Annotated in this window: 20 protein-coding genes and 1 pseudogene; 9 read left to right on the top strand and 12 right to left on the bottom strand. The window is 41.7% G+C overall.

The genetic code is table 11. The features are described from left to right. Positions 1-2 precede the first annotated feature (2 nt). The 4 genes from HF881_RS03860 (at position 3) to dtd (ending at position 4,940) form a co-directional block, all read left to right on the top strand. Positions 3-872, top strand: a complete 870-nt coding sequence (locus HF881_RS03860; protein WP_169446535.1) for a PucR family transcriptional regulator — start codon at positions 3-5, stop codon at positions 870-872. Between the two features lie 114 nt (positions 873-986). After that, positions 987-2,117 (top strand): sn-glycerol-3-phosphate ABC transporter ATP-binding protein UgpC, encoded by a 1,131-nt coding sequence (gene ugpC / locus HF881_RS03855; RefSeq protein ID WP_000229941.1) that lies wholly within the window; start codon positions 987-989, stop codon positions 2,115-2,117. 144 nt (positions 2,118-2,261) lie between these two features. Continuing rightward, positions 2,262-4,478 carry a bifunctional (p)ppGpp synthetase/guanosine-3',5'-bis(diphosphate) 3'-pyrophosphohydrolase gene (locus HF881_RS03850; protein ID WP_169446534.1) on the top strand — a complete coding sequence of 739 codons (2,217 nt, stop codon included), beginning with the start codon at positions 2,262-2,264 and terminating at the stop codon, positions 4,476-4,478. Positions 4,479-4,496: 18 nt separating this feature from the next. Continuing rightward, positions 4,497-4,940: a D-aminoacyl-tRNA deacylase gene (dtd, locus tag HF881_RS03845; protein WP_169446533.1), complete on the top strand. Its 444-nt coding sequence runs from the start codon at positions 4,497-4,499 to the stop codon at positions 4,938-4,940. Positions 4,941-4,971: 31 nt separating this feature from the next. On the opposite strand, the gene HF881_RS03840 is transcribed toward dtd, so the two are convergent. The 6 genes from HF881_RS03840 to HF881_RS03815 all read right to left on the bottom strand — a co-directional run bounded on the left by HF881_RS03840 (position 4,972) and on the right by HF881_RS03815 (position 9,357). After that, positions 4,972-5,385 carry a hypothetical protein gene (locus HF881_RS03840; protein ID WP_169446532.1) on the bottom strand — a complete coding sequence of 138 codons (414 nt, stop codon included), beginning with the start codon at positions 5,383-5,385 and terminating at the stop codon, positions 4,972-4,974. A 107-nt stretch (positions 5,386-5,492) separates the two neighbouring features. Beyond that, a complete protein-coding gene (locus HF881_RS03835; protein ID WP_169446531.1) occupies positions 5,493-6,143 on the bottom strand; it encodes a metal-dependent transcriptional regulator in 651 nt (216 codons plus the stop codon). Between the two features lie 83 nt (positions 6,144-6,226). Beyond that, complete coding sequence (tpx, locus tag HF881_RS03830; RefSeq protein WP_169446530.1) at positions 6,227-6,721, bottom strand: thiol peroxidase; 495 nt, start codon at positions 6,719-6,721, stop codon at positions 6,227-6,229. A gap of 112 nt (positions 6,722-6,833) precedes the next feature. After that, positions 6,834-7,763 (bottom strand): metal ABC transporter substrate-binding protein, encoded by a 930-nt coding sequence (locus HF881_RS03825; RefSeq protein ID WP_000733081.1) that lies wholly within the window; start codon positions 7,761-7,763, stop codon positions 6,834-6,836. A gap of 26 nt (positions 7,764-7,789) precedes the next feature. Then, a complete protein-coding gene (locus tag HF881_RS03820) occupies positions 7,790-8,638 on the bottom strand; it encodes a metal ABC transporter permease (RefSeq protein ID WP_169446529.1) in 849 nt (282 codons plus the stop codon). Further along, the gene (locus tag HF881_RS03815) at positions 8,635-9,357 is read right to left on the bottom strand and encodes a metal ABC transporter ATP-binding protein (protein ID WP_084975778.1); all 723 of its coding nucleotides are present in this window, start codon (positions 9,355-9,357) and stop codon (positions 8,635-8,637) included. Before HF881_RS03815 ends, HF881_RS03820 begins: the two co-directional genes overlap by 4 nt. A 179-nt stretch (positions 9,358-9,536) precedes the next feature. On the opposite strand from HF881_RS03815, the gene HF881_RS03810 reads away from it, so the two are divergent. Beyond that, on the top strand, positions 9,537-11,429 hold the full coding sequence (locus HF881_RS03810; protein ID WP_169446528.1) for a M13 family metallopeptidase: 1,893 nt from the start codon (positions 9,537-9,539) through the stop codon (positions 11,427-11,429). Positions 11,430-11,467: 38 nt separating this feature from the next. Here the strand turns inward: HF881_RS03810 and HF881_RS03805 are convergent, their stop codons facing one another. The 4 genes from HF881_RS03805 to HF881_RS03790 all read right to left on the bottom strand — a co-directional run bounded on the left by HF881_RS03805 (position 11,468) and on the right by HF881_RS03790 (position 14,797). Continuing rightward, the gene (locus HF881_RS03805; protein WP_169446527.1) at positions 11,468-12,097 is read right to left on the bottom strand and encodes an MBL fold metallo-hydrolase; all 630 of its coding nucleotides are present in this window, start codon (positions 12,095-12,097) and stop codon (positions 11,468-11,470) included. An 83-nt stretch (positions 12,098-12,180) separates the two neighbouring features. Then, positions 12,181-13,254, bottom strand: a complete 1,074-nt coding sequence (locus HF881_RS03800; protein WP_125848305.1) for a DUF2974 domain-containing protein — start codon at positions 13,252-13,254, stop codon at positions 12,181-12,183. Between the two features lie 111 nt (positions 13,255-13,365). Continuing rightward, positions 13,366-14,142 (bottom strand): ferredoxin reductase, encoded by a 777-nt coding sequence (locus HF881_RS03795; RefSeq protein ID WP_125424724.1) that lies wholly within the window; start codon positions 14,140-14,142, stop codon positions 13,366-13,368. Positions 14,143-14,227: 85 nt separating this feature from the next. After that, positions 14,228-14,797 carry a TetR/AcrR family transcriptional regulator gene (locus HF881_RS03790; protein ID WP_169446616.1) on the bottom strand — a complete coding sequence of 190 codons (570 nt, stop codon included), beginning with the start codon at positions 14,795-14,797 and terminating at the stop codon, positions 14,228-14,230. Positions 14,798-15,117: 320 nt separating this feature from the next. Between HF881_RS03790 and HF881_RS03785 the strand changes: the two genes are divergently transcribed. The 4 genes and pseudogenes from HF881_RS03785 (at position 15,118) to HF881_RS03770 (ending at position 18,552) form a co-directional block, all read left to right on the top strand. After that, positions 15,118-15,795 carry a response regulator transcription factor gene (locus HF881_RS03785; protein WP_169446526.1) on the top strand — a complete coding sequence of 226 codons (678 nt, stop codon included), beginning with the start codon at positions 15,118-15,120 and terminating at the stop codon, positions 15,793-15,795. Then, on the top strand, positions 15,788-16,762 hold the full coding sequence (locus HF881_RS03780; protein ID WP_169446525.1) for a sensor histidine kinase: 975 nt from the start codon (positions 15,788-15,790) through the stop codon (positions 16,760-16,762). Before HF881_RS03785 ends, HF881_RS03780 begins: the two co-directional genes overlap by 8 nt. A gap of 199 nt (positions 16,763-16,961) precedes the next feature. Next, a pseudogene (locus HF881_RS03775) lies at positions 16,962-17,224 on the top strand (DUF898 family protein). A 278-nt stretch (positions 17,225-17,502) separates the two neighbouring features. After that, positions 17,503-18,552 carry a DUF389 domain-containing protein gene (locus tag HF881_RS03770; RefSeq protein ID WP_169446524.1) on the top strand — a complete coding sequence of 350 codons (1,050 nt, stop codon included), beginning with the start codon at positions 17,503-17,505 and terminating at the stop codon, positions 18,550-18,552. A gap of 152 nt (positions 18,553-18,704) precedes the next feature. Here the strand turns inward: HF881_RS03770 and thrS are convergent, their stop codons facing one another. Both thrS and HF881_RS03760 read right to left on the bottom strand, forming a co-directional pair. Beyond that, complete coding sequence (thrS, locus tag HF881_RS03765; RefSeq protein WP_169446523.1) at positions 18,705-20,648, bottom strand: threonine--tRNA ligase; 1,944 nt, start codon at positions 20,646-20,648, stop codon at positions 18,705-18,707. 10 nt (positions 20,649-20,658) lie between these two features. Next, on the bottom strand, positions 20,659-21,240 hold the full coding sequence (locus HF881_RS03760) for an AAA family ATPase (protein ID WP_169446522.1): 582 nt from the start codon (positions 21,238-21,240) through the stop codon (positions 20,659-20,661). Positions 21,241-21,412: the final 172 nt, after the last annotated feature.

Raw genomic sequence — 21,412 nt, 5'->3', positions numbered from 1 at the left:
ATATGATTGCAAAAGAACTACAAGATTGGTTTCCTGAAGCTCAAATTTCAGATCAGCCAGTAGAGAAATTAGGATATCTTACTCTTCCTCTATCTTCACAGCAGTGGATTTTACTGGAAGAGACCAATCTCACTGAACGTGAAAAGCAGTTAATTGCCCTTTTGACCCAGCAGGAGCAGGCTAGTTCGCTTAATCCTTGGTATCCCTATCTGATTGAGGGCAAGGGGCAGGCACCGCAAACTTTTAAAAAGATTCAGCTGGTTTATTGCCATCTTTCCTATTTCCAGCAGGAAAATCTAGCCTCTTGGATGGATATGATGCAGACCCTCTTTCCTAACTGCCAGACAGTGTTGCAGGTCGGTGCTCAGGATTATGTATTTGTGCTTCAACAAGATAAGTACACCTCTGTACGAGCTATTTTAAGTGATACGATTGAGGCAGTGGAGTATGACTTTGGTCTTCGTCTATCTATCATGTTGGGCCAGGTTTGGTCTCAGACTGGGTATCAGGCTCTGTCAGATTTAATCCAAGCAGAGCGGGACTTGTTTAAGACTTGGTGGCGTCAAGGTCATCAAGGTGTTCACACTTTTTCACAACTCTATCTCTGGAGTCTTGGGGAAGGGCTGATTGACCATAGAATTATCAAAGAATACCTTCGTCAGTTGATTCTGGACCAAGATCAGATTCAGGAAATCATTCTCTCCCTTTGGGAAAACAGTGCTGTCCTAACTAAAACAGCCCAGCAACTTTATCTTCACCGCAACTCTCTCCAATACAAGATTGATAGATGGGAAGAATTAACAGGACTACAATTAAAAGAATTGACAGATTTGACCTTATGTTATCAGTTGATTTTACCAGATATTCTCTAAAGTTTTGTGCAAGTTGCACAGAACTTTTTAATTTTTTTAGTCACCTTGCCATAGAAATGTAAAGCGTTTTCATCTATAATAAAACTATCAAAAAACAAAAGGAGTTCACCTTCCATGGTAGAATTGAATCTTAAAAATATTTACAAAAAATATCCAAACAGCGAACACTACTCAGTTGAAGACTTCAACTTGGACATCAAAGACAAGGAATTTATCGTCTTCGTAGGTCCTTCAGGATGTGGTAAATCAACAACTCTTCGTATGATTGCTGGTCTTGAAGACATCACAGAAGGTACTGCATCTATCGACGGCGTGGTTGTCAACGACGTGGCTCCAAAAGACCGTGACATCGCCATGGTATTCCAAAACTACGCTCTTTACCCACACATGACTGTATATGACAACATGGCTTTCGGTTTGAAATTGCGTAAGTACAGCAAAGAAGACATCGACAAACGTGTACAAGAAGCTGCAGCAATCCTTGGTTTGAAAGAATTCTTGGATCGTAAACCAGCTGACCTTTCAGGTGGTCAACGTCAACGTGTTGCCATGGGTCGTGCGATCGTTCGTGATGCAAAAGTGTTCTTGATGGACGAGCCTTTGTCAAACTTGGATGCCAAACTTCGTGTATCAATGCGTGCAGAAATTGCGAAAATCCACCGTCGTATCGGTGCTACAACTATCTATGTAACTCACGACCAAACAGAAGCGATGACACTTGCTGACCGTATCGTTATCATGTCAGCAACTAAAAACCCTGCTGGTACAGGTACTATCGGACGTGTTGAACAAATCGGAACTCCTCAAGAAGTTTACAAAAACCCAGTTAACAAGTTCGTTGCAGGATTTATCGGAAGCCCAGCTATGAACTTCATCAATGTGAAATTGGTTGGTGGTGAAATTGTTTCTGACGGTTTCCGCTTGAAAGTTCCAGAAGGTGCTTTGAAAGTTCTTCGTGAAAAAGGCTATGAAGGTAAAGAATTGATCTTCGGTATCCGTCCAGAAGACGTGAATGCAGAACCTGCTTTCCTTGAAACATTCCCAGAATCAGTTGTCAAAGCTACTATTTCAGTATCAGAATTGCTTGGTTCAGAATCTCACCTTTACTGTCAAGTTGGTAAAGACGAATTTGTTGCCAAAGTGGATGCTCGTGACTACTTGCAAACAGGTGCAACAGTTGAACTTGGATTTGACTTGAACAAAGCACACTTCTTCGACGTAGAAACTGAGAAAACAGTTTACTAAGATAAATAAAATAACAAAGCACTGCAGAGTCTCTCTTGCAGTGTTTTTTCTTTTAAATGCTTAGTCTAGACATGAAAACAGGCTTTTCTAGTTTTAATATTCTTAAAAAAGTGATAAAATGGTAGGAAGAATTGGAGAGAATAGATGCCGAAAGAAGTGAATTTGACGGGCGATGAGGTTGTCGCTTTAACGCAAAAATATTTATCGAAAGAAGATGTTGCTTTTGTACATAAAGCCTTGGTTTACGCAGTTGAATGCCATAGCGGTCAATATCGTAAATCTGGCGAGCCCTATATTATTCATCCCATTCAGGTGGCAGGGATTTTAGCCAAGCTCAAGCTAGATGCCGTGACAGTTGCCTGTGGTTTTTTGCATGACGTGGTTGAAGATACGGATGCGACACTGGATGATTTAGAGCAAGAGTTTGGTCACGATGTTCGCATTATTGTTGATGGGGTGACTAAGCTTGGTAAGGTCGAGTACAAATCAATCGAGGAGCAATTAGCGGAAAATCACCGCAAGATGCTCATGGCCATGTCTGAGGATATCCGCGTTATCTTGGTCAAACTATCTGACCGCTTGCATAACATGAGAACGCTTAACCATCTACGAAAGGACAAGCAGGAACGTATTTCCAGAGAAACCATGGAAATCTATGCACCACTTGCTCATCGTCTGGGGATTTCCAGCGTCAAGTGGGAGTTGGAAGACTTGTCCTTCCGATATCTCAATCCAACTGAGTTTTACAAGATCACTCACATGATGAAGGAAAAACGCAGAGAGCGTGAGGCTTTGGTCGATGAAGTAGTAACCAAGTTGGAGGAGTACACTTCCGAACGCAATCTAAAAGGGAAAATCTATGGCCGTCCCAAGCATATCTACTCTATCTATCGCAAGATGCAGGATAAGAAGAAACGCTTTGAGGAGATTTATGACCTGATTGCTATTCGCTGTATCCTAGAGACTCATAGTGATGTCTATGCCATGCTTGGCTATGTACATGAACTTTGGAAACCCATGCCAGGGCGCTTCAAAGATTATATTGCCAACCGGAAGGCCAATGGTTACCAGTCTATCCATACGACTGTCTATGGACCAAAAGGGCCGATTGAATTCCAGATTCGTACCAAAGAAATGCACGAAGTTGCTGAGTACGGGGTTGCGGCTCACTGGGCTTATAAGAAAGGAATCAAAGGTCAGGTCAACAGCAAAGAGTCTGCGATTGGTATGAACTGGATCAAGGAAATGATGGAATTACAGGACCAGGCTGACGATGCCAAGGAATTTGTCGAGTCCGTTAAGGAAGAGTATCTGGCGGAGGAGATTTACGTCTTTACTCCAGATGGTGCAGTTCGCTCCCTTCCAAAAGATTCAGGCCCGATCGACTTTGCCTATGAAATCCATACCAAAGTCGGTGAAAAAGCGACTGGTGCCAAGGTCAATGGCCGTATGGTTCCTCTGACAACCAAGCTCAAAACTGGGGATCAGGTCGAAATTGTAACCAACCCCAATTCTTTTGGCCCGAGTCGTGACTGGCTCAACATGGTTAAGACTAGCAAGGCACGTAACAAGATTCGTCAGTTCTTTAAAAACCAAGACAAGGAATTGTCTGTTAACAAGGGCCGTGAACTGCTGATTAATCAGCTCCAAGAGAATGGCTATGTGGCTAATAAGTATATGGACAAGCGGCACATGGACCAAGTCCTTCAAAAGACCAGCTACAAGACAGAAGACTCCCTCTTTGCTGCTATTGGTTTTGGAGAAATCAGTGCTACTACCGTCTTTAACCGTCTGACTGAAAAGGAACGCCGTGAGGAGGAACGTGCCAAAGCTAGGGCAGAGGCTGATGAGTTAGTTAAGGGTGGTGAGGTTAAGGTTGAGAATAAGGAGAAGCTCAAGGTCAAGCATGAGGGCGGTGTGGTCATTGAAGGCGCCTCAGGTCTCCTAGTTCGGATTGCTAAGTGTTGTAATCCAGTGCCGGGTGACAACATTGTCGGCTACATCACCAAGGGGCGTGGTGTGGCTATTCACCGTGTGGACTGTATGAACCTTCGCGCCCAAGAAAACTACGAACAACGTCTCCTTGATGTGGAATGGGAAGATCAATTCTCAAGCAAGGAATATATTGCCCACATCGATATCTACGGCCTCAACCGTACAGGTCTCTTAAATGATGTTCTGCAAGTTCTTTCCAACACAGCTAAGAATATCTCAACCGTTAACGCCCAACCAACCAAGGATATGAAATTTGCTAATATCCATGTGTCCTTTGGAATCTCAAATCTCTCAACTCTAACGACAGTAGTTGATAAGATTAAAAGTGTGCCAGAAGTCTACTCTGTCAAACGGACCAACGGCTAAGATCTAGAAAGGATTTTTATGAAAATCGTCGTTCAACGAGTCAAGAAAGCTCAAGTGAGTATTGAAGGTCAGGTTCAGGGAAAAATCAATCAAGGGCTTTTATTGCTGGTCGGTGTAGGCCCAGGGGACCAAGAGGAGGATCTGGATTACGCAGTCCGAAAGCTTGTCAATATGCGGATTTTTTCAGATGCAGAAGGCAAGATGAATCTGTCTATTAAGGATATTGGGGGCGAAATCCTTTCTATTTCTCAGTTTACCCTCTTTGCAGATACTAAGAAGGGCAATCGTCCAGCCTTTACAGGTGCAGCTAAGCCGGATATGGCAGCTGACTTCTATGACGCTTTCAATCAAAAACTGGCTCAGGAAGTGCCCGTTCAGACAGGCATCTTTGGAGCGGATATGCAGGTTGAGCTGATTAATGACGGACCAGTCACCATTATCCTTGATACAAAAAATAGATAAGAAAACCAAGCCCAGCTGGCTTGGTTTTTGTTTAGAAACAATCCCATAAAGAAATGTGTTTGTCGTAAAAGTCTGGATAGTTTTCTCTTATGTGGCTAGCCATTATATAATAAAAAGTAGAATGACAAGAAGTAAAGATTGGCATAAGAGAGGAAAAACGATGAGAACTGGTGAAGACTAAAAGGATTAATAACAGAAGATCAACTGAGAGAACCCCTAGATAGTAGAGGTGAATTTTTTTGTTAATCTGAGGATAAATCTCAGCGAATTGATGTTTGAGTCGGACAACCAAGCGAAATAGCAGTAGTCCCTGAGCAAGGATGAAAATAAAACCAGAGAGTAGCATCCACTCTACAGAGGGATCGGTTTTGGAGATAAAAATTGCTAATAGTAGCAAATCGCTGACTGCAATGGTTGCAAAATGGATTCTAAAGAGCTTTTTCATAGGAAGACCTCCCTCTTTTATCTATCTTCATTCTACACCAAACAAATGGGAGTTACAAGCAAAATAATAAAAAATCCCTGAAAGGAATTTCTTTCAGGAATAAGGGGTTAGTTGATTTTTTCGACATAGAGTTGTTTGGCAATATCCATACTAACTTGGAGGTCTTCATCCTTGTTGACCAGAGTAAAGCTATTGGAAAAGCCATCAAATTGCTTAACTTGGAGTCGGTCACCGATATGAATTTCATGCTTTTCTAAGTATTTGAGCAGATCAAAGCTATCGTGAACCCGAGTCAGGAGGTAGGTTCCAACTTCCTTGGTCTCTGCTAGTGGTAAGTTATTGATTTCGACCAAGAGCTCTCCCTTGGCTGGGATGGTTCCTCCGTGGGGACAGGTTTGAGGGAAACCCAGCAGTTTATCCAGTCTCTCTACGAAGAGGTCGGATACAGTGTGTTCTAGGACTTCAGCTTCTTCGTGGATTTGATCGCTGGTATAATCTAGATGGTGAACTAGAAAGACTTCAATCAAACGGTGTTTACGATAAAGCTCAGAGACCAGTTTGAGGCCAATATCTGTCAATAGATAGCCGTTCTCCTTATCCTTGAGGATGAGATTTTCACTTTTCATGCGTTTGATCATCTCTGTTACGGCAGGTGGAGAGACCTGCATACGGGCAGCAATTTCTTTATTGGTGATTTTTTGCATGTCCGTACCGATTTCATAAATACATTTTAAATAATCTTCTTTATTTGGAGTCATTCGTTTCCTCTTGTATATTCTCTCCATCTAGTATACCAAAAAAAGCTAGATTTCTCTAGCTTTCTGTCATAATGCTTGTGATTTTAGTCTAGTTCTTTCACTGCAGCAATAGCAGCTTCAAAGTTTGGCTCCGTGTTGATATTGTCAACGTATTCTACATAACGGATGACATTATCAGTGTCGAGAACAAAGACAGCACGTGCAAGGAGATGCCATTCGTTGATCAAGAGGGCATAATCGCGCCCGAAAGAATGGTCAAAGTAGTCTGAAAGCATGATGGCATTGTCAAGGCCTTCAGCCCCGCACCAGCGTCCTTGGGCAAATGGTAGGTCCATAGAAACGGTAAGAACGACGGTGTTGTCAAGGTTGGTAAGTTCCTGGTTGAAGCGACGTGTTTGCGTTGAGCAGATACCAGTATCGATAGAAGGGACAACACTCAAGACTTTTTTCTTTCCATCAAAGTCGGCTAGCGTTTTTTTAGAGAGATCTGTTGTAGTGAGGGAAAAGTCGAGTGCCTTGTCTCCGACTTGCAGTTGTTTACCTGTAAAGGTTACAGGATTTCCGAGAAAAGTGGTCATAAACTACTCCATTCTTTTTTCTTTTATTTTACCGAGAATTGTCAGATTTTTCCAATGATTTGACCGGAAATTGAAAAAACGCCAATTCGGTGAGAATGACGTTTTTAATGGATTATTTTGACAAACCTTCAGCAATCTTGTCAAGGTTGTATTTCATCATGCTGTAGTAGCTGTCACCTTCTTTACCTTCTTCAGCGATTGAGTCAGTAAAGATTTGTGCGTAAATTGGAATATTTGTGTCTTGTGAAACAGTCTTCATTGGACGGTCATCGACACTTGATTCAACAAAGAGGGATGGAACTTTTGTTTGGCGAAGCTTTTCAACCAAGGTCTTGATTTGTTCAGGTGTTCCTTCTTCTTCTGTGTTGATTTCCCAGATGTAGGCACTTGGAACTCCGTAAGCTTTAGAGAAGTATTTGAAGCATCCTTCGCTGGTTACGATGAGTTTCTTCTCAGCAGGGATATTGTTAAATTTCTCTTTGGCTTCCTTGTCCAGTTTGTCTAGTTTTTCAGTGTAGTCTTTGAGATTTTTTTCATAGAATTCCTTGTTGCTAGGATCCTTAGCGATCAGCTGTTTAGCGATATTTTTAGCATAAATCATCCCATTTTCAAGGTTGAGCCAAGCGTGTGGATCTTCTTTGCCTTTTTCGTTTTGGCCTTCAAGGTAGATGATGTCTACGCCGTCACTAACTGCAAAGTAGTCCTTGTTCTCAGTTTTCTTGGCATTTTCAACCAATTTAGTAAACCAAGCATTGCCACCAGTTTCAAGATTGATTCCGTTGTAGAAAATCAAGTCAGCTTGAGAAGTTTTCTTAACGTCTTCAGGAAGTGGTTCGTATTCGTGCGGGTCTTGACCAACAGGAACGATACTGTGAAGATCGATCTTATCACCAGCGATATTTTTGGTAATATCAGCGATGATTGAGTTTGTAGCAACAACTTTTAGTTTTTGACCAGAAGTTGCATCTTTTTTTCCGCTAGCACATGCTACAAGTGCAATGACGGAAAGAAAGAGTACAAGCAATGTACCTAATTTTTTCATTAGATTCCTCCAGAAGGGTTTCCCCGTTATTTAATGATTTTTTTGTTTTTCAGTTTCAAATATCGTTGCTTAGGAGAGATAAAGAAACTGATTAAAAAGAAGCTGGCGGATGTGAGCACGATGCTGGATCCTGCTGCGAGATTGAAGCTATAGCCGATAAAGAGTCCCAAGACAGAAGCGGTTGCCCCTAGGGTTGATGAAAGGAAAATCATGCTCTTTAGGCTATTAGCATAAAGGTAAGCCGTCGCAGCTGGGGTGATCAACATGGCCACGATAAGAATAGTTCCAACACTTTGCATGGCAGTGACGGATACAAGGGTCAGGAGCACCATGAGCAGATAGTGGTAGAAATTAACGGGCATTCCCATGGCTTTAGCCAGGAGCTCGTCAAAGGATGTAATCAATAGTTGTTTAAAGAAAATCCCAATAATCAAGAGAATCAATGCCCCCACACCAATGGTAATCCACATGTCCGTATCTTGGACAGCGAGGATATTCCCAAAAAGGATATGGAAGAGGTCTGTCGAACTCTTGGCAACACTAATCAAGATGACACCTAAGGCTAAGAAAGATGAAAAGGTAATACCAATGGCAGTATCACTCTTGATGATAGAGTTTCCCTTGATGTAGGTAATGATGATGGAAGCCATCAAACCAAAGATGATCGCTCCAATAAAGAAATCAATTCCCAGAATAAAGGAAAGGGCTACGCCGGGTAAAACTGCGTGAGAGATGGCATCTCCCATGAGAGACATCCCACGTAGGATGATAAAACATCCCACAGCTCCAGCAACGACTCCAATGACAATAGCTGTGATCAAGGCGTTTTGTAGGAAATGGAAATTTTGCAATCCATCGATAAATTCTGCTATCATAGGTCACCTCCATTGAAAAAGAGTTTGCTACCGTAGGCCTTTTTGAGATTGGCCTCGGTAAAGGTTTCTTCAGTCGAACCAAGGTCAATTAATTCTCGATTGAGAAGTAAAACTTGGTCGAAATAATGGGGGACTTTGCTGAGGTCATGATGGACGATGAGAACTGTTTTACCAGCTTTTTTAAGGTCTCTCAGCGTATTCATGATAATCTCTTCACTAACCGAGTCAATCCCGACAAAAGGCTCATCTAAAAAGATGTAGTCAGCTTCCTGCACTAGGCAGCGGGCAATCAAAACACGTTGGAATTGTCCTCCTGAGAGCTGGCTGATTTGGCGATCAGCATAGTCTGAGAGTCCAACGATTTCAAGTGCATCTGCCACTTTTTTCCAGTGGCTGGCTTTTAAGGTGTGAAAGAGCGGTATGGATGGATAGAGTCCTAGAGAGACACATTCCTTGACCTTGATAGGGAAATTGTAGTCGATATGGATTTTTTGCTCGACATAGGCAACTCGATTTAAAGATTTCTTGACTTCTTTGTCGTCGAGAAAGGCCTGACCTTCATGTGGGATAATTCCCAACATACCTTTTAATAAAGTTGATTTTCCAGCACCATTTGGACCAATAATTCCGGTAATAGTTGGTCCGTGGAGCACTAGTGAGATATCCTTTAGTGCCAGCGTTTCTTTGTAGGAGACGCTGAGGTGTTCAATACGTATCATAACAAATTCCTCCCTCCCGTATTTAATATACATTAAAAAAAAAATTAAGTCAAGTTAATTTTTAAAAAATTTAATAAAATAACAATAAAATGAAAGATACAAGAAATTTATTTTTGATTGCATTCCCTAGATTTTTTTGCTAAGCTAGGAATGAGTGAAAATATGAAAGCGAGAACAAGATGACACGTTATCAAGATGATTTTTATGATGCTATTAATGGCGAATGGGAAAAAACAGCTGTGATTCCAGCTGATAAATCACGAACAGGTGGTTTTATTGACCTTGACGAGGAAATTGAAGAGTTGATGCTGGCGACTACGGACAAGTGGTTGGCAGGTGAGGATGTTCCAAAGGATGCTATCCTCGCCAACTTTGTTAAGTACCATCGTATGGTACGTGATTTTGATAAGAGAGAAGCAGATGGGATTAAGCCCGTCCTTCCTCTGCTCAAGGAATACCAGGATTTGGAGAGTTTTGCAGATTTTACCAGCAAACTAGCAGAATTTGAACTAGATGGTAAACCAAATTTTCTTCCTTTTGGTGTTTCACCAGACTTTATGGATGCCAGAACCAATGTTCTCTGGGCTAGTGCACCAGGAACAATCTTGCCAGATACAACCTACTATGCTGAAGACCATCCTCAACGTGAGGAACTCTTGACTCTTTGGAAGGAAAGTAGCGCAAATCTTCTCAAAGCCTATGATTTTTCAGATGAGGAAATCGCAGACTTACTAGAGAAACGATTGGAATTGGACCGTCGCATTGCGGCTGTGGTACTTTCTAACGAAGAAAGTTCAGAATATGCCAAACTCTACCATCCGTACGCTTATGAAGATTTCAAAAAGTTTGCCCCTGCCCTACCTTTGGATGATTTCTTCCAAGCAGTGATTGGACAGACTCCAGACAAGGTTATCGTAGATGAGGAACGTTTCTGGCAAGCAGCAGATCAATTCTATAGTGAAGAAGCTTGGCCTCTACTCAAAGCAACCTTGATTTTAGCTGTGGTCAATCTTTCAACCAGCTATCTCACAGACGAGATTCGTGTCTTGTCAGGTGCCTACGGACGGGCCCTTTCAGGTGTTCCAGAAGCTCAGGATAAGGTCAAGGCAGCCTATCACTTGGCCCAAGGCCCTTTCAAGCAGGCTCTGGGTCTCTGGTATGCGCATGAAAAATTCTCTCCAGAAGCTAAGGCAGACGTAGAGAAAAAAGTAGCGACTATGATTGATGTTTATAAGGAACGCTTGGCTAAAAACGATTGGCTCACTCCTGAAACGCGTGACAAGGCCATTGTCAAACTCAATGTCATTAAGCCTTATATCGGTTATCCAGAGGAATTGCCAGCACGCTACAAAGACAAGGTAGTGGATGAGACTGCCAGTCTCTTTGACAATGCTCTAGCCTTTGCGCGTGTGGAAATTAAGCACAGCTGGAACAAGTGGAACCAACCAGTTGACTACAAGGAGTGGGGCATGCCTGCTCACATGGTCAATGCCTACTATAATCCTCAGAAGAACTTGATTGTCTTCCCAGCAGCTATCTTACAGGCGCCTTTCTATGACTTGCATCAGTCATCTTCTGCCAACTACGGTGGGATTGGTGCTGTTATTGCCCACGAGATTTCTCATGCCTTTGACACAAATGGCGCTTCCTTTGATGAAAATGGTAGCCTCAAGGATTGGTGGACAGAGAGTGACTATACTGCTTTCAAAGAAAAAACACAAAAAGTTATCGACCAGTTTGATGGGCAAGAATCTTACGGTGCAAGAATCAACGGAAAACTAACTGTATCAGAAAACGTTGCTGACTTGGGCGGAATTGCTGCAGCCCTTGAAGCTGCCAAGAGAGAACTAGACTTCTCAGCCGAAGAATTCTTCCACAACTTTGCTCGCATCTGGCGCATGAAAGGCCGTCCAGAGTTGATGAAACTCATGGCTAGTGTCGACGTGCACGCGCCAGCTAAACTCCGTGTCAACATCCAAGTACCAAACTTCGATGACTTCTTTACAACTTATGATGTCAAAGAAGGCGACGGTATGTGGCGTTCACCAGAGGATCGTGTGGTTATTTGGTAAGACTAAAACCAAGGATAGCATCCTTGGTTTTTTGCTTGCTAGAAAAAGGGATTGAAGGTCTTTTCGTGAGCGATGGTCGTAGCTGGACCGTGTCCGGGATAGACATCGTAGTTAGGGAGAGTAAAGAGTTGCGTCTGAATGCTATGGAGAAGCTGTTCCATACTACCTGTAGGGAGGTCAGTCCGTCCGATGGTCTCGCGGAAAAGAGCATCTCCCGTCAAGACTAGATGGGCATCAGGAAAGACTAGGGAAACACCACCGATAGAGTGGCCTGGGGTTGGTAGGGCAGTAAAACGGAATTCCTCAAGCTGGTATTCTTCATGAAAGACAAAGGTATGTTCTGCTGGTTTTGCAACCACATCTGGCATATCATCGTGACGAGGGAGACCAGAGAGATTATCTACGGGTGTATAAAGCCAGCTAGCTTCACTCTCTGCTACATAAACTGGGGGATTTCCAAAAGTCTCACGCACCAAGTCAAGACTCATAATATGGTCGTAGTGGGTGTGGGTCAGCAGAATCGCACAGACGGGTTTGTTGATTTTCTCGATGGTCTTGCGAATGGCTTCCCAATGGCTACCAGGATCAACCACAATCAGGTGATGGTCTCCCTCTATGTAGTAGGTGTTTTCATAGGCAACAGGATTGACAGTTTTATGGATTTTCATAGGATTTCCTCTTTTAAAGAATGTGCTGATATCAGTATAACACAGAAGAGAATGCTTAGGGTATCAGAAGGTCTTTTTCTACCTTAACGATTTTTCCAAGCTTGGTATCGAGTGTCAATCAAGAGTTGGGTTAGTCGTCCCATGGTTTCTCTTTCATCAGGAGTGAGGGATTGGGCTTGGACAAAGAGATGGTGAACGTGTTCAATGACCTTGAAGGAAGAAAGGTCGTTGATAGAAGAGATGCCTGCATCGAGAATGATTCCAAAAAAGAGGTCAAAGTAGAGTTGCAGTTCTTCGTCAGGAACTGTTTCAACCCATTCCTTGAAGGTAGTATCGACTTGCTGGCTGTCACTATTGGTCTCATCCAGTTGGACAAAGTGTTTGTCTTCAACCTGCCAACTAAAGGTGTCATGCTGGGCGATACCACCTAGGGCAGTGCTTCGAACGACGATTTTTTTATCAGGAATTTCCAGCATCATCCCGATGATAGAACCTTGTGGGACAAATACTTTCGTTCTTTCCATCATGTTTTGATAGCCTGGTGTTTCGGTTAGTTCCTTGTGAAGCCCAGGCGCATCAAAATTATAGACAGCGACAATGTTTTTTTGTAAAAGTGGATCGAGTTGACTAGCAGCATAGACGGCTAGATTGCCTCCTTTTGAGTGTCCTGCTAGGACAACCTTTTGGTTAGGATGTTGAGCAAAAAAGTCCTGTAAATACTGGAGGGCATGTTTTTGAGCTGGGATTTCCTTCATATAGGTCATATGGAAATCTTCTTTCCAACCGATGATACTGTCGTCAGTTCCACGAAAAACAAGCACATAGGTATCGAGACTGATACGATAAGTCATAGCTGCGAACTGTTTTTGCAATTCAGGATCGATATCGTTGATAAAGTCTGAGAGCTTGCAATTTTTAAAGCGTTTGTGTTGAGCGAGTTGATCCAATAACTGGAGGCGGTTTTTGCTGGTCAGCATCGTCGTTTCTCTAGGGATTTGAGGTGCAAGATCTATGAGGCGCTGGGGTTCTTGAGCGACTAAATCATCAAAAGGAAGATAGGTTAATTCGGTCAAGGCAAGAACATCTAACTCGTTCACGGGAAGGTCATAAAAGGAATCATATGCTACATCATTCAAGTAGTCAAAAATATTGGCCATAAAAGCTCCTTTCTCTATGTTTATCCTATCACATTTACCTAGAATTAGCTAGTAGGCTTGTTTGGATGACCTAGCAGGGATTGATTCAGATATATAGAAGACAGGCTGCTCCTATTTCAAACCTCTAAACGAGCTTACTTGTATATTTTTGCTATCAATCCCATTTTCCTTTAAAAAATTCTTCATCTCATTTACATCATCAGGCTGACCTGTGATGAGATAGCTGGCTTGATTGCCGTATTCATCAATAGCACGTTTTAAAAATTCTTGACTTTGAAAAAATTCATCGCTTGTTTTATAAGTAAAATTCGATGTTTTCTGAGCTAGTTCCTTCATTTCTTTATCAAAAATAGTCACTCCTTTGTCAAAATGATTGAGTACAATCGGGCATTTACCAGCCCATTCTTTGATAAGGGGGCGTAGAGCAGAAATGCCGACATCAGATGCAAAGCAAACTAGTGGCTGATTCATATCTTTAACGGTCAAAGAGGAATCCAGCCAACTCATCTCAATCTCACTGCCAGCCGGTAAATGTGTCAAGGTTTCCTTAAAGAGGCTACCACTATTATGAGTCAAAATGAGAATTTCATCTTCATCAGGTGTGGAGGCAATGGTTAGCCATCGACTGGTTTGCTCTCCCTTAGCTTCATATTTACTAGCAGTAGACGAGGTATCAGGGAGTGTAAACTTGGCATAAGCCCCAGCTTTCCAGATTTGATGACTCGGTTTTGTGATATGAATTAAATATAGATCTCCGCTGGGGTTTTCGATGGATTTTATCGATAATGTCTGACTTCGTCCAAGGTAGGCGATGGCACCCCAAGTTATAAGGCCTAAGACTCCAAGTGTTGATAGAATGATAATAAACATTTTTTTACCTCTTTTCATTTTTTATGACTCCTGTTCTTAATTTTATGAATGAACTAAAAACAAATTCATTCATATTTTTCCAAAAAATAAAGAAATCCATTCTTTATTTTAGAACTCCTTTAATGAAGTTGGTTGCAAGTATTTCGACAGTTTTGCCAATATCTGGAAAATCTTTTTCCGTGATATGCATATCCATGTAGTAAAACAGATTATAAACCTGTAAAATATCTTGAATCTTTTCTGGCGAATACCCTTCACCTTGCATACGATTTGTAAAAGTTTTAACTAGAAACTGATGAAATGGATTTGCGACTTTGCCTTCTTCCGAGGAATAGTAGCTGTGTAACTCATCTGCTATGGCAGGATTGTACCATTCTGCAAGGATTTTATTGGAAGAAACGAGAGTTCTGGACTGAGCAAAGAGTTGACCAATGAGGTCGGTCATGTCAATTTCCCAATCTAGTTCTTCGATCATAGCTTGGCGAACACGGTTGTTTTCATCTATATAGATGTCTAGAAAAATGGCTTCTTTACTCTCGTAATAGTTATAAAAAGAACCAACTGCAACACCAGCTTGCCTGGCAATTTCTGAAATCCCTGTCGCCTTGTAACCTTTTTTTGAAAAAATTTCATAGGCCGCTGTCTTTAAAGCTTGTTTTTTGTCCAATATGATTTAACCTCCTTTGTTTTATGAATGAATAAACTTATTTGTTCATTCATATTCTAACAAATCATGGCTAGCTTGTCAATAAGAAGGCTAGATCTATTAAATAAGTGAAAGAAACGCTAACCAAATGAACACAAAAGGAAAATATAGGATAAGGCTGGAACTATAATTAAAAATAAGGTATGATATCAGTGGGAATGTTCTCTATTTAGCATCTGTTTTCTGAGCTGGATTTGGGGAATAGGATGCTAAACAGTATGAGATACTGATCCGTAAATCTGATATGAAGGGTTTTGATACTTTGAGAAATAGCAAAGGAGGAGCGCATGCACAAGATTTTACTAGTAGAAGATGACCAAGTTATTCAACATCAAGTGGGAAAACTGCTCTCTGAGTGGGGCTTTGAGGTCATTTTGGTAGAAGATTTTATGGAAGTATTGAGCTTATTTGTTCAGTCAGAGCCTCATTTGGTCCTCATGGATATTGGCCTGCCACTCTTTAATGGTTACCACTGGTGTCAGGAGATTCGTAAGATTTCTCAGGTACCCATTATGTTTCTGTCTTCGAGAGACCAGGCTATGGATATCGTCATGGCAATCAACATGGGAGCAGATGACTTTGTGACCAAGCCTTTTGACCAGCAGGTGCTTCTTGCAAAGGTTCAGGGCTTGTTGCGCCGTTCTTATGAATTTGGCCGAGATGAAAGTCTGCTGGAATATGCGGGTGTAATCCTCAATACCAAGTCCATGGACCTGCACTATCAGGGGAAAGTTCTGAGTTTGACCAAGAATGAATTTCAAATTTTGCGAGTGCTGTTTGAACACGCTGGCAATATCGTGGCGCGTGATGACCTGATGCGGGAACTCTGGAATAGCGACTTTTTCATCGATGACAATACCTTGTCTGTCAATGTTGCTCGTTTGCGCAAAAAGTTGGAGGAACAAGGCTTGGCAGGTTTTATCGAGACTAAGAAAGGGATAGGATACGGACTGAAACATGCTTGATTGGAAATCATTTTTTCTAGCCTATCTGCGTTCTCGCAGTCGCGTTTTTGCCTATATTTTTTCATTAGGCTTTCTCGTCCTTCTCTTTCAGTTTTTATTTGCTAGTCTAGGAACTTATTTTCTTTATTTCTTTCTGCTCAGTGGCTTTTTGACCTTCTTATTTTTGGCTTGGGATATATTTGCAGAAGCTCAGGTTTACCGGCAGGAAGCACTCTATGCTGAGCGAGACCCCAAGTCTCCTCTGGAATGTGCGCTAGCAGAAAAACTTGAAGAGCGAGAGTCTGAATTGTATCAAAAGAAGTCGGAAGCCCAAAGTAAACTGACGGATTTGCTTGATTACTATACCTTGTGGGTCCATCAGATTAAGACGCCTATTGCAGCTAGTCGCCTTTTAGTAGCAGAAGTCTCTGATCGTGAGGTCAAGCAGCAACTGGAACAGGAAATCTTTAAGATTGACTCCTATACCAATCTGGTGTTGCAGTACTTACGTTTAGAGAGTTTTCATGATGACTTGGTATTTGAACAGGTCCAAGTGGAGGACTTGGTTAAGGAGATGGTTCGTAAGTACGCACTTTTCTTTATCCAGAAGGGACTAACAGTCAATCTCCATGACCTTGACAAAACTATCGTGACCGATAAGAAATGGTTGTTAGTCGTCATTGAACAAATCCTTTCAAACAGCCTCAAATACACCAAGGAAGGTGGTTTGGAAATCTATATGGAGGATCAGGATCTTTGTATCAAGGATACGGGAATCGGGATAAAAAATAGTGATGTCCTCCGAGTCTTTGAACGTGGCTTTTCAGGCTACAATGGGCGTTTGACCCAGCAATCATCTGGACTTGGCCTCTACCTATCCAAGAAAATTTCTGAAGAACTGGGTCACCAGATTCGCATCGAGTCTGAGGTTGGGGCAGGAACAACAGTACGCATCAAGTTTTCCAATATGAATCTGATGATTGAGTGAGCATAGTTGATGATAACCTTATTCATCTGTGGAATTTTTGTTCTAGTCTATATCTCTATTTTCATGATAACGTCTAGAAGTTACCATAAGATTGTCCAGATGTAAAAAAAATTACACTAGGAAACGACTAGAATATAGTCAAAAAATAAAAGAGGCAAAAATGAAAGAAAGTTATTTTGACGGAGGAATCCTAGATTAGATTGGATACTCTATCTTAGTAGCCATAATTTTTGGGCTTACCTTGGGGATCGCAACACCTTGGGCGGTTTGCATGATGCAAAATTGAAAACCAAACATACGGTAGTGGATGGTCAACGTCTATACTTTGACGGGACTGGAGCACAACTGTTCGGTAACTGGATCAAGTGGTTTCTTCTAACTATCATCACATTTGGGATCTATGGCTTCTGGTTGAAAATAAAAATGGAGCAATGGATTGTCAAACACACTCATCATGTTTAAACATTAAAACGGCACCTTCTTTCAGAGGAGATACCGTTTTTTCTTTTTCGGATAAGGAAACAAAAATTTCTTCCTTTCTCTATCTTTTAAATTGATATATTTTTCCAGAGAAAGACTGTAAAATTTTTGATATAATGTTAAGGATAGACTGACGGATGCTTAAAGGATAATTTTCAAAAAAATAACAGGTGAGAATTAAAAATATGTAAGATTGAACAGAAGTCTCTCTGCCGTCATCCAAGCAGAAACAAGATTATATGAAATAAAAGGAGTAACCAATGACCGGAAACTATTCAACACGTGAATACCGTGAGAAATTATATGATGATCTTCATGTTCGATTAAGAGATACAGTGATTTTGATGTGTGCGATTTTTATTGCCTCTATAGGTTTAAATATGAATTCAACAGCTGTCATTATTGGAGCCATGCTAATTTCCCCTCTTATGACATCGATTGTTGGACTCGGATTTGGTTTAGCTATTTTTGATACGCGTTTAATCAAGCAATCTCTAGAGGTTTTATTTACTCAAGTATTGGTTAGCTTGCTTGTTTCGGCTCTGTATTTCTGGATTTCTCCCTTATCTTATGCAAGTAGCGAATTGATTGCACGAACCTCTCCAACCATTTGGGATGTTCTCATTGCTATTGCTGGTGGGATAGCAGGCGTAATTGGTTCAAGGAAAAAAGAAGCAAACAATATCGTGCCAGGAGTAGCCATTGCAACAGCTCTGATGCCACCTATCTGTACTGCAGGATATGGTTTAGCTAACGGAAATGTACGATTTTTATTTGGGGCTCTCTATCTTTTCTTGATCAACTGTATCTTTATCATGCTAGCCAACATTGTTGGAACAAGAATTTTGATGAGAAAATCTCCCTTAAGTTCATTTAAAGAGCTAAACATTAAAATGAAAATTGGCTTGATATCCTTGATTGTATTATTGGTTCTTCCAGCCAGTTATTCAGCAGTGACTCTGACGATAGATCAAGCGCGAAAAGAAGGGATCAAACAGTTTGTAGCAAAAGAGTTCGCCAATCATACGGTTATTAACCAAGTCTACAAGTCAAGAAACAATGAATTGGTCTTGACGGTTGTTGGAGATCCGATTTCAGACGAAGAATTAGAAACGCTCCATCAAAAACAAGCCTCTTACGGTATTCAATCTGTTCAATTAAAAGTCAATCAAGTTCATAATTCGACAAAATTAGACAGTGATACGACCAAGGAATTTTATGAAACCATTGACAAGTATATCGATCAAAAACTCTCTGAAAAGGATTCACAAAAAGATATCGTAAAAGAAAATGAAGCAGACAAGGATTGAGGATAGTCAACTTATCTAACTCATGAAAGCAAATCTTGTGTGGTGGTTTAACCAATCACTACTAGCTCAGGTTAAATAAAATATAAAAAAGCAACAACTATTTCAATTGTTGCTTTTTCTTACTGAAAAATGTTTCTCAGACTGTGATCGTTTTATTTCTCAACGCGTGATTTGTTGGCGATATCAGCTAGGATAGCTTGAACAAAGTCATCAACTGAGACAGTTTGTGTTTCTTTTTGGCCGTAGCGACGAACATTGACGGTTCCGTCCTCCATTTCCTTGTCTCCAACGATCAATTGGTAAGGAATCTTGCTGGTTTGAGAAGCACGAATCTTGAACTGCATTTTTTCATTGCGTTCGTCCACATCAGCACGAACACCGCGGTCACGAAGTTTCTTAGCCACTTCCCATGCGTAGTCCACGTGTTTTTCGTTAGAAACGGGGATGAGGGTTACTTGATGTGGTGCAAGCCATGTTGGGAAGGCACCCTTGTAGTTCTCAATCAAGATAGCTGTAAAGCGTTCCATGGTTGAGATAACCCCACGGTGGATCATAACTGGACGGTGCTCTTCACCATCAGCTCCGATGTATTTGAGGTCGAAACGTTCTGGAAGCAAGAAGTCAAGCTGGATCGTAGAAAGAGTTTCTTCTTTTCCTAGGGCGGTCTTCACTTGGATATCGAGTTTCGGACCATAGAAGGCAGCTTCACCTTCAGCTTCAAAGTAGTCTAGTTCCATATCATCCATAGCTGCTTTCAACATGCGTTGTGCATTTTCCCACATCTCATCGTTGTCAAAGTATTTGTGTTTATCTTCTGGGTCACGATAAGACAAGCGGAAACGGTAATCTGTCAAATTAAAGTCTTCATACACGTCGATAATCAATTGAAGAATTTTCTTGAATTCTTCCTCAATTTGTTCTGGAGCTACAAAAGTATGACCATCATTTAGGGACATTTCGCGTACACGTTGAAGGCCTGTAAGGGCGCCAGATTTTTCATATCGGTGCATCATGCCAATCTCAGCGATACGGATTGGTAATTCACGGTATGAGTGTACATGATGTTTATAAACTTCGATATGGTGAGGACAGTTCATTGGGCGGAGGACAAACTCTTCACCATCCCCCATGTCCATAGTTGGGAACATATCTTCACGGTAGTGATCCCAGTGACCAGAAGTTTTATAGAGTTCCACTGAGGCAATTGGTGGAGTGTAAACATGTTGGTAGCCTGCAGCGATTTCCTTGTCAACAATGTAGCGTTCCAATTCACGACGGATAGTGGCACCATTTGGTAACCAGAATGGTAAACCTTGTCCGACTTCTTGTGAAATCATAAAGAGGTCAAGCTCTTTACCGAGTTTACGGTGGTCACGTTCCTTGGCTTCTTCACGCATTTGAAGGTAGTTCTTCAAGTCTTTCTTGTCAAACCAAGCTGTACCGTAGATTCGTTGCATCATCGTGTTGTCGCTATTTCCACGCCAGTAGGCACCTGCTACATGGAGAAGGTGGAAGATTTGGATGCGACCTGTTGAAGGCACGTGAGGTCCACGGCAGAGGTCTACATATTCGCCTTGACGGTAGATGGTCAAACCACCCTCATCTTCTGAGTGCTCTTCAATCAATTCCAACTTGTAAGGGTCATTTTTGAAAATTTCACGTGCCTCATCCTTGGTCACTTCCTCACGGATGGATGGGAAGTTTTCTTTGACGATCTTCTTCATTTCTTCTTCGATACGAGGAAGGTCTTCGTTGGAGATTTGGCCAGCTTGATTGTCCGTATCGTAGTAGAAACCATCTTCGATAGCTGGACCGACACCCAAGTGAATGTCTGGGAAGAGACGACGAGCTGCTTGGGCAAACAAGTGAGCAGCTGAGTGACGCAAGATTGGAAGAGCATCTTCGTGATCAGGTGTCACGATTTCAAGGCTACCATCTTCAGTGATAGAACGAGTCGTGTCGATGAGTTTGCCGTTGAATTTACCAGCAAGAGCTTTTTTAGCTAGGGAATTGCTGATGGATTGGGCAATTTCAAAAGTTGTAACGCCAGATTCGAATTCACGAACAGCGCCATCTGGGAAAGTAATCTTAACCATAGTTTTCTCCTTAAATATTTATTCTATTTTTGTTGGACAATTTTAAGAGCCGAGCAACTTCTTCCGCGTTCTGATTCTCTGATTGACTACCATCTGTTACGAGACTAGGATAGCCTAATCTCACCGCTTCCTTACGCACCATTTGAGCAAAAAGAATGTCTCGTTGCATCCAGTTTTCAAAAGCTTTCTCAGGATTGGTTGTTCCTTCTAAAACATAAGGAACCCATTCTCTCTGTCTATAATGCTTTTTCTGAAAATCAGCTGTTGGAGTCAAGCATAGATAGGAAGATGCTGGGCATTCAAGCTCCTTTACCAAGTGAGGCAAAAGTCCTGCCCCCTCCACCAAGAGAGGTCTATCTTGATAAAAGCGCCATTCTTCGTCTGCCATCTCTTCTGGATTTCTCATCCAGATTTGTTCTGGACTTCTGTCCTGTCTCAGAAGGCAAATCGGCTGTGAGTCTGCACTTGCTTGACTCATCATCTCTTCTACCAAATCATCCAGTTTGATATGAAGTAGTTGATACTGTCTAGCAAGAAGTGAGGCAATTGTTGACTTTCCACTACAAGGCGATCCGCCAATCATATAAAGCATCGTTCTTCCTCCTTCTGACAAAACAAAAAGCGACATCCTCGAAAGGACGTCGCAACGTGGTTCCACCTTCATTTATGTTCCTCAAAAAAGAGGGACACCTCTGATTGGCTTTAACGTGGCCACCGTTTTATGTTTTCATAAAAGTCAGTAGAGTAGTATCAATTTAGGCTCT

It is taken from the genome of Streptococcus sp. WB01_FAA12, assembly GCF_012843315.1.
Lineage (GTDB): Bacteria > Bacillota > Bacilli > Lactobacillales > Streptococcaceae > Streptococcus.
Note: the sequence above shows the minus strand (reverse complement) of the source record. Positions and strands in the feature narration are given on the sequence as shown.